Source organism: Nocardia mikamii NBRC 108933, from assembly GCF_001613505.1.
Taxonomy (GTDB): Bacteria; Actinomycetota; Actinomycetes; order Mycobacteriales; family Mycobacteriaceae; genus Nocardia; species Nocardia mikamii.
Genome location: NZ_BDCM01000007.1, coordinates 177,485 through 193,295 on the forward strand (window position 1 = coordinate 177,485; position 15,811 = coordinate 193,295).

At 68.8% G+C, this 15,811-nt stretch carries 17 protein-coding genes; 10 read left to right on the plus strand and 7 right to left on the minus strand.

Going from position 1 to position 15,811, the window contains the following annotated elements; all coding sequences use genetic code 11:
• The first annotated feature begins 89 nt into the window (after nucleotides 1-89).
• On the plus strand, nucleotides 90-335 hold the full coding sequence (locus NMI01S_RS10050; RefSeq protein WP_062995877.1) for a DUF2630 family protein: 246 nt from the start codon (nucleotides 90-92) through the stop codon (nucleotides 333-335).
• Between the two features lie 16 nt (nucleotides 336-351).
• The gene (locus NMI01S_RS10055) at nucleotides 352-1,857 is read left to right on the plus strand and encodes a carboxylesterase/lipase family protein (protein ID WP_062995879.1); all 1,506 of its coding nucleotides are present in this window, start codon (nucleotides 352-354) and stop codon (nucleotides 1,855-1,857) included.
• Nucleotide 1,858: 1 nt separating this feature from the next.
• Here the strand turns inward: NMI01S_RS10055 and NMI01S_RS10060 are convergent, their stop codons facing one another.
• From NMI01S_RS10060 to cobF, 3 genes are all read right to left on the minus strand, one after another.
• Nucleotides 1,859-2,725, minus strand: a complete 867-nt coding sequence (locus NMI01S_RS10060; RefSeq protein ID WP_062995881.1) for an Fpg/Nei family DNA glycosylase — start codon at nucleotides 2,723-2,725, stop codon at nucleotides 1,859-1,861.
• 147 nt (nucleotides 2,726-2,872) lie between these two features.
• On the minus strand, nucleotides 2,873-3,829 hold the full coding sequence (locus NMI01S_RS34045) for a hypothetical protein (RefSeq protein ID WP_157126118.1): 957 nt from the start codon (nucleotides 3,827-3,829) through the stop codon (nucleotides 2,873-2,875).
• A gap of 132 nt (nucleotides 3,830-3,961) precedes the next feature.
• Nucleotides 3,962-4,714: a precorrin-6A synthase (deacetylating) gene (cobF, locus tag NMI01S_RS10070; protein WP_062995886.1), complete on the minus strand. Its 753-nt coding sequence runs from the start codon at nucleotides 4,712-4,714 to the stop codon at nucleotides 3,962-3,964.
• A 71-nt stretch (nucleotides 4,715-4,785) separates the two neighbouring features.
• Between cobF and NMI01S_RS10075 the strand changes: the two genes are divergently transcribed.
• The 7 genes from NMI01S_RS10075 (at nucleotide 4,786) to NMI01S_RS10105 (ending at nucleotide 9,539) form a co-directional block, all read left to right on the plus strand.
• Entirely contained in the window at nucleotides 4,786-5,598 is an 813-nt protein-coding gene (locus NMI01S_RS10075; RefSeq protein ID WP_062995888.1) for a thymidylate synthase, read from the plus strand.
• Complete coding sequence (locus tag NMI01S_RS10080; protein WP_062995890.1) at nucleotides 5,595-6,101, plus strand: dihydrofolate reductase; 507 nt, start codon at nucleotides 5,595-5,597, stop codon at nucleotides 6,099-6,101. The genes NMI01S_RS10075 and NMI01S_RS10080 overlap by 4 nt, the downstream gene beginning before the upstream one ends.
• A 132-nt stretch (nucleotides 6,102-6,233) precedes the next feature.
• Nucleotides 6,234-6,560, plus strand: a complete 327-nt coding sequence (locus NMI01S_RS10085) for a cupin domain-containing protein (protein ID WP_062995892.1) — start codon at nucleotides 6,234-6,236, stop codon at nucleotides 6,558-6,560.
• A 64-nt stretch (nucleotides 6,561-6,624) separates the two neighbouring features.
• Nucleotides 6,625-7,677 carry a Dyp-type peroxidase gene (locus NMI01S_RS10090; protein WP_062995893.1) on the plus strand — a complete coding sequence of 351 codons (1,053 nt, stop codon included), beginning with the start codon at nucleotides 6,625-6,627 and terminating at the stop codon, nucleotides 7,675-7,677.
• On the plus strand, nucleotides 7,674-8,474 hold the full coding sequence (locus tag NMI01S_RS10095) for a family 1 encapsulin nanocompartment shell protein (protein ID WP_036505546.1): 801 nt from the start codon (nucleotides 7,674-7,676) through the stop codon (nucleotides 8,472-8,474). The genes NMI01S_RS10090 and NMI01S_RS10095 overlap by 4 nt, the downstream gene beginning before the upstream one ends.
• A gap of 31 nt (nucleotides 8,475-8,505) precedes the next feature.
• Nucleotides 8,506-9,096, plus strand: a complete 591-nt coding sequence (locus tag NMI01S_RS10100) for a hypothetical protein (protein WP_245716806.1) — start codon at nucleotides 8,506-8,508, stop codon at nucleotides 9,094-9,096.
• Between the two features lie 44 nt (nucleotides 9,097-9,140).
• On the plus strand, nucleotides 9,141-9,539 hold the full coding sequence (locus NMI01S_RS10105) for an NUDIX hydrolase (protein ID WP_084512839.1): 399 nt from the start codon (nucleotides 9,141-9,143) through the stop codon (nucleotides 9,537-9,539).
• 37 nt (nucleotides 9,540-9,576) lie between these two features.
• Here the strand turns inward: NMI01S_RS10105 and NMI01S_RS10110 are convergent, their stop codons facing one another.
• Together NMI01S_RS10110 and NMI01S_RS10115 are read right to left on the minus strand one after the other, a co-directional pair.
• Nucleotides 9,577-11,364, minus strand: a complete 1,788-nt coding sequence (locus tag NMI01S_RS10110) for an MFS transporter (RefSeq protein WP_062995897.1) — start codon at nucleotides 11,362-11,364, stop codon at nucleotides 9,577-9,579.
• 147 nt (nucleotides 11,365-11,511) lie between these two features.
• The gene (locus tag NMI01S_RS10115) at nucleotides 11,512-11,994 is read right to left on the minus strand and encodes a MarR family winged helix-turn-helix transcriptional regulator (RefSeq protein ID WP_062995899.1); all 483 of its coding nucleotides are present in this window, start codon (nucleotides 11,992-11,994) and stop codon (nucleotides 11,512-11,514) included.
• Nucleotides 11,995-12,098: 104 nt separating this feature from the next.
• Between NMI01S_RS10115 and NMI01S_RS10120 the strand changes: the two genes are divergently transcribed.
• Complete coding sequence (locus NMI01S_RS10120) at nucleotides 12,099-13,214, plus strand: GDSL-type esterase/lipase family protein (RefSeq protein ID WP_062995901.1); 1,116 nt, start codon at nucleotides 12,099-12,101, stop codon at nucleotides 13,212-13,214.
• An 81-nt stretch (nucleotides 13,215-13,295) separates the two neighbouring features.
• Here NMI01S_RS10120 and NMI01S_RS10125 read toward each other — a convergent pair whose 3' ends face one another.
• On the minus strand, nucleotides 13,296-14,873 hold the full coding sequence (locus tag NMI01S_RS10125; protein WP_062995903.1) for a hypothetical protein: 1,578 nt from the start codon (nucleotides 14,871-14,873) through the stop codon (nucleotides 13,296-13,298).
• Complete coding sequence (locus tag NMI01S_RS10130) at nucleotides 14,858-15,625, minus strand: ABC transporter ATP-binding protein (protein ID WP_062995905.1); 768 nt, start codon at nucleotides 15,623-15,625, stop codon at nucleotides 14,858-14,860. Before NMI01S_RS10130 ends, NMI01S_RS10125 begins: the two co-directional genes overlap by 16 nt.
• Nucleotides 15,626-15,811 lie beyond the last annotated feature (186 nt).

The following is a 15,811-nucleotide window of genomic DNA, read 5'->3' on the forward strand; positions in this document are numbered from 1 at the left end:
GAGACCTTCGAGACGGCGTGCCCGCGCGATCCGTCAGGCTGCATCGGGAGGACCGCATCACACCCCGCCGCGCGCCGTACCATGGCCTCATGACCGAACAGGACATCCTTGCCCGCATCCAGGACCTGGTGAAGCAGGAGCATCAGCTGCGGTCCAAGGCCACCAGCGGGGAACTCGATCCCGAGACCGGGCGGGCCAAGCTGGCCGATCTCGAGGTGATGCTCGATCAGTGCTGGGATCTGCTGCGGCAGCGGCGGGCCCGCATCGAGCAGGGCGGCAACCCCGACGAAGCCCAGGCCAACCCCGTGAAGCAGGTCGAAGGGTACCTGCAGTAACGGTTACCATCGGGAAATGGTTGACATCACGACCGCCGACGGCGTTGTCCGCGGTCTCCGGCGGCGTCGTATCGCGCAGTGGCGTTCGATTCCCTTCGCCGCGCCGCCCGTCGGCGATCTTCGTTTCCGCGCGCCGCAGCCCGTCGAGAGCTGGTCCGGCGTGCGCATGGCCACCGAATACGGATTCGCCGCGATGCAGCAGCGCGACGGCGCCCGCATCGGCCCGCGCGGCCCGCAGCCGACGAGCGAGGACTGCCTGACCCTGAACGTCACCGCGCCCCTGGAACCGGCCACCGCGCCCCGGCCGGTCATGGTGTTCATCCACGGTGGCGGGTACGTGCTGGGTACCTCGGCGCTGCGGCTGTACTCCGGCGCCCGGCTGGCATTGCGCGGCGATGTGATCGTCGTGTCGTTCAACTATCGGCTGGGCGCCTTCGGCTATGTCGACTTCAGTGAGTTCTCCACGGCGACACGGCCGTTCGAATCCAATCTGGGTCTGCGCGACCAGGTGGCGGCCCTGCGATGGGTGCAGCGCAATATCGCGGCCTTCGGCGGTGATCCGAACAATGTGACCATCTTCGGCGAATCGGCCGGCGCACACGCGGTGGTCAGCCTGCTCGCCACCCCGGCCGCGGCCGGGCTGTTCCATCGAGGCATCGCGCAGAGCGCGCCGGCGGACTGGTCGCTGACCGCCGAGGAGGCGCGGATCTTCGCCCGGCGCTGCGTCGACAATCTCGGCGCCACGTCGGACGACGCGGCCGAGGCGCTGAGCAGCGCCGGTGCGAACGACATCCGCAAGGCCGCCGACCGCGCGATCGGCGACGTGCTGTGGCGCCAGCCGGGCAGCTTCCCCGCCGCCCCGGTCGTCGACGGCGACTTCCTGCCGATGGATCCGATCGATGCCATCGCCGCCGGGCGCGCCCACGCCGTCCCGCTGATCATCGGCACCAACCGCGACGAGGCGACCCTGTTCAAACGCTTCGACCGCACCCTGCCCACCACCGCCGAACAGCTGCATGTGGCGCTGTCGCGATGCGGCGACGCCGACCTCGAAAAGCGGGTCGTAGCAGCCTATCCCGGCTATCCGTCGCGGCGGGCCGCCGTGCGCATGGGCGGTGACTTCGTCTTCTGGCGCCCCACCGTGGAGGTGCTCGAGGGCCACAGCCGCCACGCCCCGACCTACGCCTATCGGCTCGACTACGCACCGCGCGCGGTCCAGCTGGCCGGTTTCGGCGCCACCCACGCGTTCGATCTGATTCCGGTATTCGGCGGCGTGGACAGCGCGATCGGACGTAGCCTCACCGCGGCCGGCGGCTATCGGGACTTCCTCGCGGTGCAGCGCGAATTCCAGGACAACTGGCTGTCGTTCGCCCGCAAGGGCGAGCCGCTGCCGTCCTGGCCGCAGTACACCGAGCAGCGGCGCAGCACCCGCATCATCGACAGCCCGGCGCGGGTGGAGGTCGATCCGGATCGCGCGAAACGGCTCGCGTGGCACGGAGTCCGGGTTCCGGCGCTGGTCTGAGCTATTTGAGCAGCCGGGACATCCGCCGATCGGCGAGGATCTTGCCGCCGGTCTGGCAGGTCGGGCAGTACTGGAACGATTTGTCGGCGTAGGCGACCTCGCGCACGGTGTCACCGCAGACCGGGCACGGCAGTCCGGTCCGCGCGTGCACCTGCATGCCCGACCGCTTCTCCCCCTTGAGCCGCGCCGCGTCCTGACCGACGGAGCGGGTGATCGCGTCGGTGAGGATGGCGCGCATCGCCCGGTACAGCTCGGCGGCCTTGTCCGCGCCGAGTGTGGAGGCGGTGGCGAAGGGTGAGAGCCGGGCGGCGTGCAGGATCTCGTCGGAGTAGGCGTTGCCGATGCCTGCCAGCACGGTCTGATCGGCCAAGACGGTCTTCAATCGCTGCGAGGTGCCGGCGAGGAGTTCGGCGAACTGGTCCTCGGAGATCTCGAGCGCGTCGGGGCCCAGGCGGGCGATTCCGGGCACCGACCGCGGGTCCTCGGTGATCCAGACCGCGAGGCGCTTCTTGGTCCCGGCCTCGGTGAGATCGAAGGCGGGCGTCGCGCCCTCGGGGGTGAAGAAGTGGACCCGCAGCGCCAGTGGGCCTTTTCCGGGTTTCGGTGGCGCGGCACCGGGTTCGTCGATCCAGCGCAGCCAGCCGCCGCGGGACAGATGCGTGATCAGCCACAGCCCGTCGCAGTCGAGGCCCAGATGCTTACCCCAATGCCCGGCGCCCGTGACGTCACGCCCGGACAGCGCGGTCACCGGCGGATCGAACGTCTTGAGCACACTCAGTGCCGCGACGTCGACCCGCCCGACAACCGCGCCGACGGCATGCTCGACCAGAAACTGTTCGAGCGCCATGATCTCCGGCAACTCGGGCATTCCCGCAGCCTACCGGCGCCCACCGACAACCGGCCGCATTCGCGCGACGGCCGCCGGCCCGGCCGACGCGGACGGCCGCGTTCCCACGGGGAGAACACGGCCGTCGGCATCACGGAACGCGCGAATCACAGCCGAACGCGATGCGGATCACATCTGAGCGGGAGCCGCCTGCGGCGGTGTGGCCACACCGGGGGCGACCGCACCCTCGATCGCGCCCACTCCAGCGCCGATCGCGGCGCCCGCGGCAGCGGCCGGCGCCGCGATCACCGCGTAACCGATGGCCGCGCCGACGATCGGCATGACGACCAGGCCTGCGGGCAGGAACGGGATCCCGGCGATGAAACCGGCGACCGCGCCGACGACCGCGCTGGTACTCGCGATGGGGCTGCTGACGATATTGCCCACGCTGGACCCGATCACCGCGCCGCCGAGGGTGTCCGCGGCGATGCGGTCCGAGCGCGACGGCTCGAACCCGGCCGAGTCCAAGGTCTGGGCCAGCCCCGCCTCGGTCTGCGCGGCCGAATCGTTGATCTGCGCGGACAGCTGCGGATCGATGAAGTCGGGCCGGGGCGTGACGACCGAACCGATCCGGATGGTGCCGTCGGGCGCCTTGATCGGCGCCACCTGCGGCGCCGGATGGGCGAAGTCGGGCAGATGCAGCGCGCCCGGATTCACCATGGCCGGCGCGGTGAGATCGGGAACCGCCCGAGTGCTGTTGGCGGCGTTGCGGTTCGACGAGACGGCGCCCGGGGCGGGTGCGGCGGCCGGCGCTGCGGCGGAGGCATTCGGTTCGGCATCGGCGACCGCCGCGGCGAACGGCGGTACGGCCGGGTCGGTCGCGGCACTCGGCTGGAACTGCCACGGGTTGGCCTGGGTGACTACGCGTGCCACGGCATCCGCCGCGCTCGAGACGCCGGCCGCGACGGTTCCGGCGTCCGGCAGCATCCCGGCGGCCGGCGCCACACCCGCATCGGCGGTCGGTGCGGCCGCCCCCGCCACACCCGTCTGCCACAGCGCCACGGTCAGTGGCAACGCGCCGATGACGAGTGAGGAACCAACGCGCCGGCACCACTGCCCCGATGCCGCCGAATGCTGCCCTGCCATGAAGACCTCCAGTCGGATTTCGATCGAATGACAGTGATTCGACACCGGCCGGTGGTCTGGATCACATTCGTATCGATTTATTCCACAGCAATTTTGGGGCTATTTCGGACATATCTGCGGCACGAACACCCGCTAATCGGCTCTGCGCAAGAGGTATATGTCCATCACCCATCCTTTGGCTTCCCGAAGTTCGTTGCGGCGCCGAACGATTCGATCCTCGACCGCGCGCAGCGGACCCTCGATCAACGTCTCGTCCGGCATGCCCAGGTAGGCACCCCACCAGATGTGCAGATCGTCGCCGGGTACCTGCGTGAACGAGCACTCGCCGTCGAGCATCACCAGTGTCGACCCGTCGGCCGCCGCGCCCTCGGTGCGCAGGCGGCGGCCGGTGGTGATGTGCACCGGTTCGCCGATCTCGTGCAGCACGATGCGATGGGCCGCCGCCAGCGCCTGGGCGCTGGTGACGCCCGGGATCACCGCGTACTCGAATCGCGTTCCCGCGTCCAGCACTCGCCGCACCATCCGCAGGGTGCTGTCGTAGAGCGAGGGATCACCCCAGACCAGGATGCCGCCGACCCCCTCGGTGGCATCGAATGCCTCGGCCAGCAGTTCGGCGCGGCGGCGATGCCAGTCCTCGACCACCTCGCGGTAATCGGCGGCGCCCTCGACCGTGCGTTCGCGCGGCGGATCGGCGATGGACACCACGCGATGCTCCGGATCGGCGTGTCCGGCGAGGATCGCGGCGCGGACCTCGGTCAGTTCCCGCTTGGTCCCGCCCTTGCCGATGACGAAGAACGTGTCGACCTGCCGAATCGCCTCGACCGCCTGCACGGTCACCTGCCGGGGATCGCCCGCGCCGATTCCGATCACATAGAGCATGCGCACGGTGCCCCAGGCTAGCCAGCGGACCACCGGGCGATGAGGGCGGTGGTCGCCCGAAGGCTAGGCTTGCGGATATGGACGGCGCGCCCGGAAACGACACTCAGTACGAGGATCTGCTGCGGCTGGTACTCGAGCGCGGTACGCCGAAATCCGACCGCACCGGGACGGGTACGCGTTCGATCTTCGGACATCAGCTGCGCTACGACCTCTCCGCCGGATTCCCGCTGATCACCACGAAAAAGGTGCATCTGAAGTCGATCGTCTACGAATTGCTGTGGTTCCTGCGCGGCGATTCCAATATCCGCTGGCTACACGAGCACGGCGTCACGATCTGGGACGAATGGGCCGACGCGCACGGTGAACTGGGCCCGGTCTACGGGGTCCAGTGGCGCAGCTGGCCCACGCCGGACGGCACCCATATCGACCAGATAGCGCAGGTTTTGCAAACCCTGCGCACCGACCCGGATTCCCGCCGGATCATCGTCTCGGCCTGGAATGTGGCGGAGCTGGACAAGATGGCGCTGGCGCCTTGCCACGCGTTCTTCCAATTCCACGTGGCGGACGGAAAACTGTCCTGTCAGCTGTACCAGCGCAGCGCCGACCTGTTCCTCGGGGTGCCGTTCAATATCGCGAGCTACGCCCTGCTCACCCATATGGTCGCGCAGCAGACGGAATTGGAGCCCGGCGATTTCATCTGGACCGGCGGCGACTGCCACATCTACGACAACCATCTGACCCAGGTCCGCGAACAGCTGAGCCGCGAACCGTATCCGTTCCCCCGGCTGCATCTGCGGCCCGCGCCGAGCCTGTTCGACTATGCCTTCGAGGATGTGGAGGTGCTCGACTACCGCCATCATCCGGCGATCAAGGCGCCGGTGGCGGTATGAGCCGCATCGGGCTGATCTGGGCACAGACCCCGGCGGGCGTGATCGGCGCCGACAACGCCATTCCGTGGCGGGTGCCCGAGGATATGGCGCATTTCAAAACGGTCACCGCCGATCATCCGGTCCTGATGGGCCGGCGCACCTGGGATTCGCTGCCCGCGCGCTTCCGGCCGCTGCCCGGGCGGCGCAATATCGTCATCACGCGGCAATCGCAGTGGTCGGCACCGGGCGCCGAACGCGCCGATTCGGTGGCCGGCGCCATCGCACTGGCCGCCGCCGACACCGTATGGATCATCGGTGGCGGCGAAATCTACCGGCAGGCAATGGATTACGCGACCGACCTGATGGTCACCGAAGTCGACACCGATATCCCCGGCGACGCCTACGCACCCGCGATCGAGGGCGAGTGGCAGGTGGAGGACGCGCCGTGGTCGCAGTCGCGGTCGGGTCTGCGTTACCGGATCCGGCGCTTCGCCCGCGACACCGCCCCCGCGACCGTCGGCTGAACGGACCCGGCAGGTCTCGAACCCGAATCGCATCGGCGAAACGCCCGACCGGGCGAGGTGGGTCCGGCATACTCAGCGATATCCAGCCTGTGACCACAGCCCCGATCCCGGCTGAACCGCGAGAGGCAGATCATGGACAAGAAATCGCTGACGGCGGCGGCTCGCCAGCAGCTGAAACTGGCCGCATCCGCCACGAGTGGACGCAGTTCGCAAACCCTCTACGGCGGCCACACCCACAGCCTGCGCCAGACCCTGATCGCGCTGACCGCCGGCCAGAGCCTGGCCGAGCACGAAACTCACGGTGAAGCCACCCTGCAGGTTCTGAACGGAACCCTGATTCTGATCTGCGGCACCAACGAGTGGAAGGGATCGCCCGGCGATCTGCTGGTCATTCCGTCGGCCCGGCACAGTGTGAAAGCGATCGACGACGCGGTATTCCTGCTGACCGTCGCGAAGTGAGGCCGGTCTCGCCGGCCCGGGCCGTCCGCACGCCCTGTCGGGCGAGCACCGTACCCTGTTGATCATGGGTGAGCCGCAGCCGATCCTCGATCCGCTCTCGCGCGCCGCGATCTTCCTCGTCGCGACCATCGACGAGGGCGGTGAGCCGGTGGTGCGCGAGCTTCTCGCCGATCTGGCGGGACTGCGGCGCTCGATCGGATTCCGGGTGCCGCAGACGCGGCTGTCCTGCGTGACGAGTATCGGTTCCGCCGCCTGGGATCGGCTGTTCGCCGGCCCCAAACCCGCTGAACTGCACGAATTTCCGGGCTACGCCGGGGCGAAGCATCAGGCTCCGGCCACGCCGGGCGATCTGCTGTTTCACATCAAGGGCGAATTGCCGGACGCCTGTTTCGAATTGGCGATGTTGATCGGTTCCCGGTTGAAGGGCGCGGCAACGATCATCGACGAGACGGTCGGATTCCGCTATTTCGAACAGCGCGATCTGCTCGGCTTCGTCGACGGCACCGAGAATCCCGAGGGCCCCGCCGCGGTCGCCGCGGCACTGATCGGTGACGAGGATCCAGCCTTCGCCGGCGGAAGTTACGTCGTCGTGCAGAAGTATCTGCACGATCTGGAGGCGTGGAGTTCGCTGACCGTCGAGGAGCAGCAGCTCGTCATCGGCCGTACCAAACTCGAGGATCTGGAACTGTCCGACGAGGACAAGCCGGCGGATTCCCATGTGGCGGTCAACACCCTGATCGACCCGGACGGCACCGAACGTCAGATCCTGCGCGCCAACATGCCCTTCGGCAGTGTCCGCGAGGGCGAATTCGGCACGTACTACATCGCTTACGCGGCCACCCCGGATGTCACCGAACGGATGCTGGTGCGCATGTTCCTCGGCAGCGACGAAGCGCCCTACGATCGGATTCTCGATTTCTCCACCGCGATCACCGGCACCCTGTTCTTCACCCCGGCCAACGATTTCTTCGACGACCTTCCCGACGCCCCCGAGCAGGAGGCGAAGCCGGAACAGGACCTGGAACTCGGGGCAGCAGGTATCGCCGAGCTGCCCGTGGCCGCGCCTTCCGGCGACGGCTCCCTCGGTATCGGCACGTTGAAAAGGATTCCTCAATGAACAATCTGCACCGTGAACTCGCGCCGATCACCTCCGAGGCGTGGTCGGCCATCGAGGAGGAGGCGACGCGCACCTTCCGGCGTCATATCGCCGGTCGCCGGGTGGTGGACCTGTCCGGTCCGCACGGCACCGACTACTCCGCGGTCGGATTGGGACGCACCACCGTCATCGACGCGCCGGATCAGGGCGTGCAGGCCCGCCAGCGCCTGGTGGCGCCGCTGGTCGAGTTGCGGGTGCCGTTCACGCTCTCCCGTGAGGAGCTCGACAACGTCGAGCGCGGCGCCGAGGACGCCGATCTGGATCCGGTGAAGGATGCCGCCCGCAAGATCGCGTTCGCCGAGGACCGCGCCGTCTTCGAGGGCTACCCCGCCGCCGGGATCACCGGCATCCGGGCGGCCGTGTCGAACACCCCCGTCACCGCGCCGAGCGATCCGCGCCTCATCCCCGAGGCCATCGCCCAGGCATTGAGCAAGTTGCGACTCGCCGGTGTCGACGGGCCGTATTCGGTGCTGCTGAGCGCCGATCTGTACACGGCCGTGAGTGAGACCTCCGACCACGGCCATCCGATCCGCACGCATATCGAGCGGTTGATCCCCGAGGGCGAGATCATCTGGGCACCCGCCATCGACGGCGCCTTCGTGCTGACCACCCGCGGCGGCGACTTCGATCTGCAACTGGGTCAGGATCTGTCGATCGGCTACCTGTCCCACGACGCGGAGAGCGTGCAGCTGTACTTCCAGGAGAGCTTGACCTTCCTGGTCTACACCGCCGAGGCCGCAGTCCCGCTGCGCGGCTGAGCACCGCGCGAGCGATCTTCGAGGTATCACCATGAGTGACGACGTCCCGCCGGTTTCCGAACCCGATATCTCCCGCCGGTCCCGCGGGCCGATGCGTGCGGTGCGGGCCGGTGTCGTCACCGGCCGCCGCACTCTCACCTACAGTGCGCTCGCCGCGCTGTCGGTGCTGGTGATCTGTGGTGCCGTGGTGGTCCTGTTCGGGGTGAACCGGATCTTCACCGGGCTGCTGGCCGGGGCGGTGGCGGGCATCGCGCTACTGGTGGCGCTGTTCGGTCGCGATGTCGTCGTTCTCACCGACCGCGCGATCTATCGGCGCACCCCGTGGGGCGAATCGCGGCTGGAGTGGAATCGTGTGGTGGCAGGCCGGTTCGCCCTCGACGAGCGCGCCCGCTGGTCGCTCGCGCTGGATCTGACCGGCGGCGACGAACCGCACGACGAGCTGGTCCTGCTCAGCATTCCGCCGGTGCGGCATCCGGTGTCCAACGCCTACGAACATCGCAAGCGCGAACAGGTCGCCGAGATTCGCCGGATCCTGCGGGAGAAGCGGATACCGGTCACCCTGCTGCCCGAGATCGCCTCGGCCCTGCACGAACACTGGAAGCTGGCACCGGCCGCCCAATGAGCTCCGCGCCCGCCCGTACCGACCGTATCGTGAAGGCTCCCTCCATGATTCGCACCGCCGCGCTCGCCCACATCCGGGATCGTCGTCTGCTGCAGACACGGTCGACCGGCAAAGAGGTGTTCTACATGGCGGGCGGGAAGATCGACCCCGGCGAATCACCGGTGCAGGCGTTGTACCGCGAGGTGCGGGAGGAACTGGGTGTCGAGGTGACGGCCCATGACGAGCTCGGTGTCTTCGAATGTGAGGCGTACGGGCACACGCCGGGCACCGCACTGCACATGACCTGTTTCACCGCGGATCTCACCGGCGAACCGACGCCGACGAGCGAGATCGCGGAACTGCGCTACTTCACCGTCGGCGAGTACGCGGCCATGCCGCATGTCGCGCCCGGCTCGATGCTGGTGTTCCGGCGGCTGCACGAACTCGACCTGATCGACTGGTGACGGCGACGGGCGATCCCGTGCGGTGACCGCGGGATCGCTACGTCGCGTCGCCGCCTTCGACCGGCGCGGCGCCCTCGCCATCGGTGGTCGGGCGCGACTCGGGTCGCTCCAGGTCTCGGTCGCGGGCCACCGCGCCGGGCGGTTCGCCATCGATCCGCCCGGCGCCGGTCTGCTCGGTGCCGGTCTGCTCGGTGCCGGTCTGCTCGGTGCCGGTCTGCTCGGTGTCGGACGGAATGCGTGTCGCGACCACGAACGCGAGGAGCAGCACGACCGCGACGCCGAGCAGGGCCACGCGGGTCGCGTCGGCGAATCCGTTGGCCAGCGCGTCGGTGACCGCGGCCGGTGCGTGCTGGGCACGCAGGCCGGCGATCGCGCCGCCCGCCGAATCGCGGGTGGCCGCACCCACGGCCCCGGCGGCGCGGGTGGCCAGGCCCGGGACGTAGCTCAACCGGTCCGGCAGGAAGTGGCCGAGACCGATCGAAAGGGTACTGCCGAGCACCGCCACACCCAGCGCGGCACCGGCGGGCCGGGCCGTGGCCGCGGTGATCGATCCCGGATCCGATGCCACGGCTCCCGCGCCGCCCCGCATACTCGCCGTGAGCGGGGCGGCGGCCAGCCCGAGACCGATGCCGTAGCAGGCCAGTAGCACGGTCGGCACCCACACCGGAATCGTCGAGGTCAGCGCCAGCGCGGTCACCGCCATCGCGAGCAACGCGATCGCCAGGCCGATCCGTACCAGCCACAGTGGAGGTACCGTTCGCAGTGGTCCGGCGGTCAGGACCGCCGAGATGAGCGCGCATCCGGTCAGTACCACGAGAATCGAACCCGTTCGCAGCGTGGACAACCCGAGGCAGTTCACCAGGTACAGCGGCAGCACGAAGAGCAGTCCGAACTGCGCCGCCGCGATCAGCAGGGCCGCGCCGTCGCCCCAGTGCCGGGGATCGCGCAGATGCGAGAAGTCCACCAGCGCGGCATGTTCCACCTTCACCCGATGTCGTTCCCAGAAGACGAACAGCACCAGCAGCAGCACCCCCACGCCGAGTACGAAGGGTATGGGCGAACTCGCCGATTGGGTCGACCAGGTCACGCCGAACACGGTGAACTCTCGCCGCGGCCGCAGCCAGCCGTAGCGCTGCCCCTCGATGAGGGCGAAGATCACCAGCGCGAACCCGGCGGTACTGAGCAGCCATCCGTCCACATCCGGTCCGGTGGCCGCGGCGCCGATGCGGGTTTCGGGCACGAGCACGGTCCCGATCAGTACGACCACCGCGATCGGCACGTTGATCAGGAAGATCCACGGCCAGGTGAAGGAGTCGACGAACCACCCGCCGAGCGCCGCGCCGACGACCGCCGCGGCGGCCGGGGCGACCACCCACGCGGTGAACGCGATCACGCGTGCGCGACCGTGGAACGTCGCGGCTACCGTGCCCAAAGATCCCGCCACGACCGCCGCACCGCCGATGCCCTGCACGAGCCGGCCCCAGATGAGCGGGCTCGCGGAATCGGCGGAGGCGGCCAACAGGCTGCCACCGACGAAGATCAGCACTCCGAGCGCGAAGAGGGCGCGGCGGCCGAAGCGGTCGCCGATCCGGCCGGCGGTGATCAGCAGGACCGCGAGCACCACCGAGTACACGCAGAAAACCCACTGCGCCTGGGTGAAATCGAGTCCCAGATCATCGATGATCGCCGGCAGCGAGACACCGACGGCGGTGCCGTCCAGTGTCACCATCGCGAGCCCCAGCGCGAGGACCGCGAGGGCGTACCACCGTCTGGCACCGGTGGGTGGCGAACCGAGCTCAGCGTCTGTTCGAACGTGATCAGCCATGCGCCGCTCCCGTCGTCGACCGATGTCGCTGGGAAGTAACTCGTATCGGTCGAGTCTACGAGCCGAACCGGGCGAATCTCGGCAATAGGGACCGGGCGATACCGGACCGTGCGGTGAACGCGAGCATTCGGCTACCCCGGCACCGGATCAGTCGGAGAGCCGGCCGGCTTCGGGGAAGGTGGCGTCGCGGATGATCCGGAGTCCGCTGATCAGCGCCTCGCACTGCTCCGGGGTGAGCTGACCGTAGAACCAGGTGTCGAGGATCTTCAGATATTCCGGCAGCACCTTCGCCAGGCGCGTCGCACCGGCGGCGGTGAGGGCGGCATAGGAGCTGCGGCGGTCGTTCGGGTCGGACTGGCGACGGGCGAATCCGTTGCGTTCGAGCCGATCCACCAGGCGGGTGACACCACTGGTCGACAGCTGGGCCTGATCGGCCAGATCGGTCATGCGCAGCCGACGGCCCGGCGAGCGGCTCAGACGCATGAGTGCGGTGAAGTCCAGCACCGACAGCCCGTTGGCCGACCAGGTCGGTTCGAGTTTGCGGCGGATGCCGCTCGTCGCCTCGAACAGCATGCCGATGTCGGAGAGGCGCGGGTCGTCGAAGACGTCGGCGGCGTGCGTGTGCTCCATGCGGTCAGCCTAACGCACAGTTGTTGCGCGGATAGTTGACATGAGGAATATCTTCCATATTATTGCTGCGGGGATATTCCTCGCAGCAACTAAATGGAGATGTCATGACCAGCACCTGGCTCGCCGGATTCCGCTCCGCGATCATCAGCCCCTACGAGCAGTTCCAGTTGACCGAACCCCGGGGGTTCACCGATCGGACCGTGCGCCAGGTGCTGCACATGGCCGGCGGCGGGCGGCAGCTTCGGGTGCGATTGAGCAATCGGTACGGACGCGACGCGCTCGAGATCGGTGCCGCTCGAATCGCGTTGCGCAAGAGCGGGTTCGCGACCGTCGCCGAGACCGATACCGTGCTGCGTTTCGACGGAGCCGACCGGGTGCGCATCCCGGCAGGTGGCGAACTGGTCAGCGACGCGGTCGATCTCGCGGTGGACGGCGGCGACGATCTCCTGCTGAGCCTGTATCTGCCGAAGCCGACCGGACTCGCGACCTTCTCACATCAGCCGATGGAGATCGCCGCCGTGGTCGCCGGTGATCACACCGCCGATCCGGACCTGTCCCAGGTCGAGGAGGTTGCCTCGCGCTTCTATGTGACGGGTGTCGACGTGCTCGCCGACGCCGACACCCCGGTGGTGGTGGCGTTCGGTGACTCGTGGTTCGACGGCGCCGGCACCACGGTCGGCGCGAATCGCCGCTCGGTCGACGCGCTGAATTCGCTGCTGACCCGCGGCTGGGTGGTCAATCAGGGCATCGGCGGCAACCAGCTGCTCACCGACGAGGTCGGCGAACACGCGCTGGCCCGGTTCGACCGCGATGTGCTCGCGGTGCCGGGCGTCACCCACGTGGTGGTCAATCTCGGTATCAACGACCTCGGGCTGGGCGAGGTGGCCGCCGCCGACGATCTGATCGCCGGTTACACCGAACTCGCCGCGCGGGCACACGCCGCCGGACTGCCCGTCTATGCCAATACGATCGGGCCCTTCGCCGGGGTGATCTATCCGGAGGTGAATGTGGATCCCGCACTGCCGGTGCGCGTCGTCGTCAACGAATGGCTGCGGACCACAACGGTTTTCGACGCCGTCTTCGATGTGGCGACCGCGGTGGCGGACCCGGAGCGACCCGACTTCATCCGCCCGGATCTCGACAGCGGCGACGGACTGCACCTCAACGACGAGGGCGCCCGCATCATGGCGGAGACGATGCGGATCCCCACGCTGCGCTGACGGATCCGCCGGAACCCTACCCGGCCGGCCTCGGCGAACTGCCGGCCGCAGGCCTCGGGTTTCCGGCGGATCGCCTCGGGATCATCGCGGCTTCACCTCGGCGAGCAGTTCCGGCCCATGGGATTCGATGCGCCGGGTGGCGAGGTGCGCACCCAGTACGGCCGCGCCGAGGCCCAGTGCCAGGCCCACCGGAAGCGCACCCCATTCGACGAGCGCGTTGCCGAGGTACGTGCCGAGGACGAGCAGGCCCAGCACCGGCAGGCCGACGATCAGCTGGCCGAAGGCGACCGCGAGTTGTATCAGTGCGCGCGCACAGCCCGGATTGCCACTGTTGCCGGCGAACGGGTTACCGCGTTGCTGCGGAAGGGGATACGCGGCGTAAACCGACAACAGCATCGCGGCCGCGACGCCGACACCGAGTACCACCGGCAGCATCGACACCACCCACGGATACCACCGCGCCGCGCCGACCGCACCGGGCAGCACGAGGGTGAGTACCACCGCCACGGGACCGACCAGCACCAGCCAGCCGATGATGCGGCCCCGCACATCGGCACGCACCGCGCCCGGAATCACCAGGGTGTGCCACAGTGCGGTGCCGTCGAAGGCGTACATGTTCGCGCCGGCCATCGCGGCCAGCCACACCACGAACAACCCGGCGAACGGCACACTGGCCCCGCCGTTCTGCAGGCCGAGGAAGATCGGCAGCACGACACCGACGAGTATCAGCGGCAACAGCGCAGCACGTCGCCGGCCGTCGCGCCACCACGTGCGCAACTCCTTGAGGACGACCGCGCCGACGGGAGTCGGGCGGATCATCCGCTCCAGCCGGCCCGAACCCGCCTGTGCGCGAACGGGACCGGCCGCAGCCGCAGCGGTCGTGAGGCGCCGGCGCAGCAACACCGCCCACGCCTGCCACAGCAGCGCCGACAGCGCGGCGAGTCCGGCCAGTGCCGCCACACCGAACCACCACCGGCCCTCCTCGGCAGCCTGCACGGCATAGGGCGCCCACCCCGAGGGCAGGATCCGCAAGGTCGCGCCCAGGCCCGGCGACACATGTTCCAGGCGCGGGCCCAGATACGACAGCAACAGTTGCAGCGGGTAATAGGCGAGTCCGGTCAGAGCGGCGAGGACCACTCCCAGATCGCGACCGCGTCGCGACCGCATCGCGGCACCGATCCACGCGAGCAGGGCGCGGGACAACAGCACCACGAAGACGAGCTGCAGACACATTCCGAGGACGGCGAACACCGCTGGTACGACGCCCAACTGGATGCCGAGGGCGAGCAGCCCGGCGAAGGCGATCAGATTCACCGCACCGGCCGGGCCGGTGAAGGCCACCGCCGCGAGACCTATCGACAATTGGCGGTAGCTCAGCGGCAGCAGCCGGAAATGTTCGGGCTGCAGGGTTTCGTCGCTGCTGCCGGTGAGGATGGGGCCGGCCAGCCAGCCGAGTGTCCACACCGCGTACAGGGTGGCGGCCACATTGATCGCGGCCCGCGGCTCCCAGCCGTGCCCGGCGATGGCCATCAGCACGGCCGTGCCGACGGCTGCGACGAGGCCGACGAACAATCCGATCCAGAAGCCGACCGCGGCCCGGCCGCTGGTCATCGCGCGGACGGTCAGCCGCCAGCGCATCCGGATCAGGACGCCAACCACGACAGCCCCTCGTCTCCGCCGATGCGGCCGCCGACCAGGCGGACGAACGCCTCCTCGAGACTGCCCTCGCCACGCACCTCGGCGACCGATCCGGCGGCGACCACCCGTCCCTTGTCGATGACGGCGAGGTGATCGCACAGATTCTCCACCAGCGCCATCACATGACTGGACAACACCACCGATCCGCCGGCGGTGACGAACCGCTGCAGAATCGTGCGAATGGTACTGGCCGACACCGGATCCACCGCCTCGAACGGTTCGTCGAGCACCAGCAGCTTGGGCCCGTGCAACAGTGCGGTGGCGAGCCCGATCTTCTTGCGCATCCCGGCCGAATAATCCACGACCAGAGTGTGTTCCGCCTCGGTCAGTTCCAGCACCGAGAGCAATTCCTGAGCGCGCTCGGCCACCGTCCCCGCCGGCATACCGCGCAAAAGCCCGGTGTAGGTGAGCAATTCGCGACCGGTGAGCCGCTCCGGCACGGCCAGACCGTCCGGCAGCACGCCGACGATCGTCTTGGCCCGCACCGGATCCGCCCACACATCGGCGCCGAAGATCTGCGCCCGCCCCGCATCCGGCCGCACCAACCCGACCGCCATCGACAACGTGGTGGTCTTACCGGCGCCGTTGGGCCCCACCAGTCCGAAGAACGACCCGGGCGGCACGGCCAAGCTCACCCCGTCGACCACCCACGGTCCGCCGAATCGCTTGTACAGACCGCTCAATTCCAGCGCAGGAGTGTTATCCGGTGGCATATCCCCTCCTCTGCGAGCCTGGCCCGCCTCACGATACGGATATCGCCCGTGTGCGACACCCCTGCGAAAGATGTCGCCGTCCGGCATCCGGTTCGTTATCGCCACACAGCGACCGGATCCGGTCGGCCGGTGCCGAGCCGCGACCGCGCACCGTATGTGCGGCCGCACCCCGTGCACCGGCCTCGC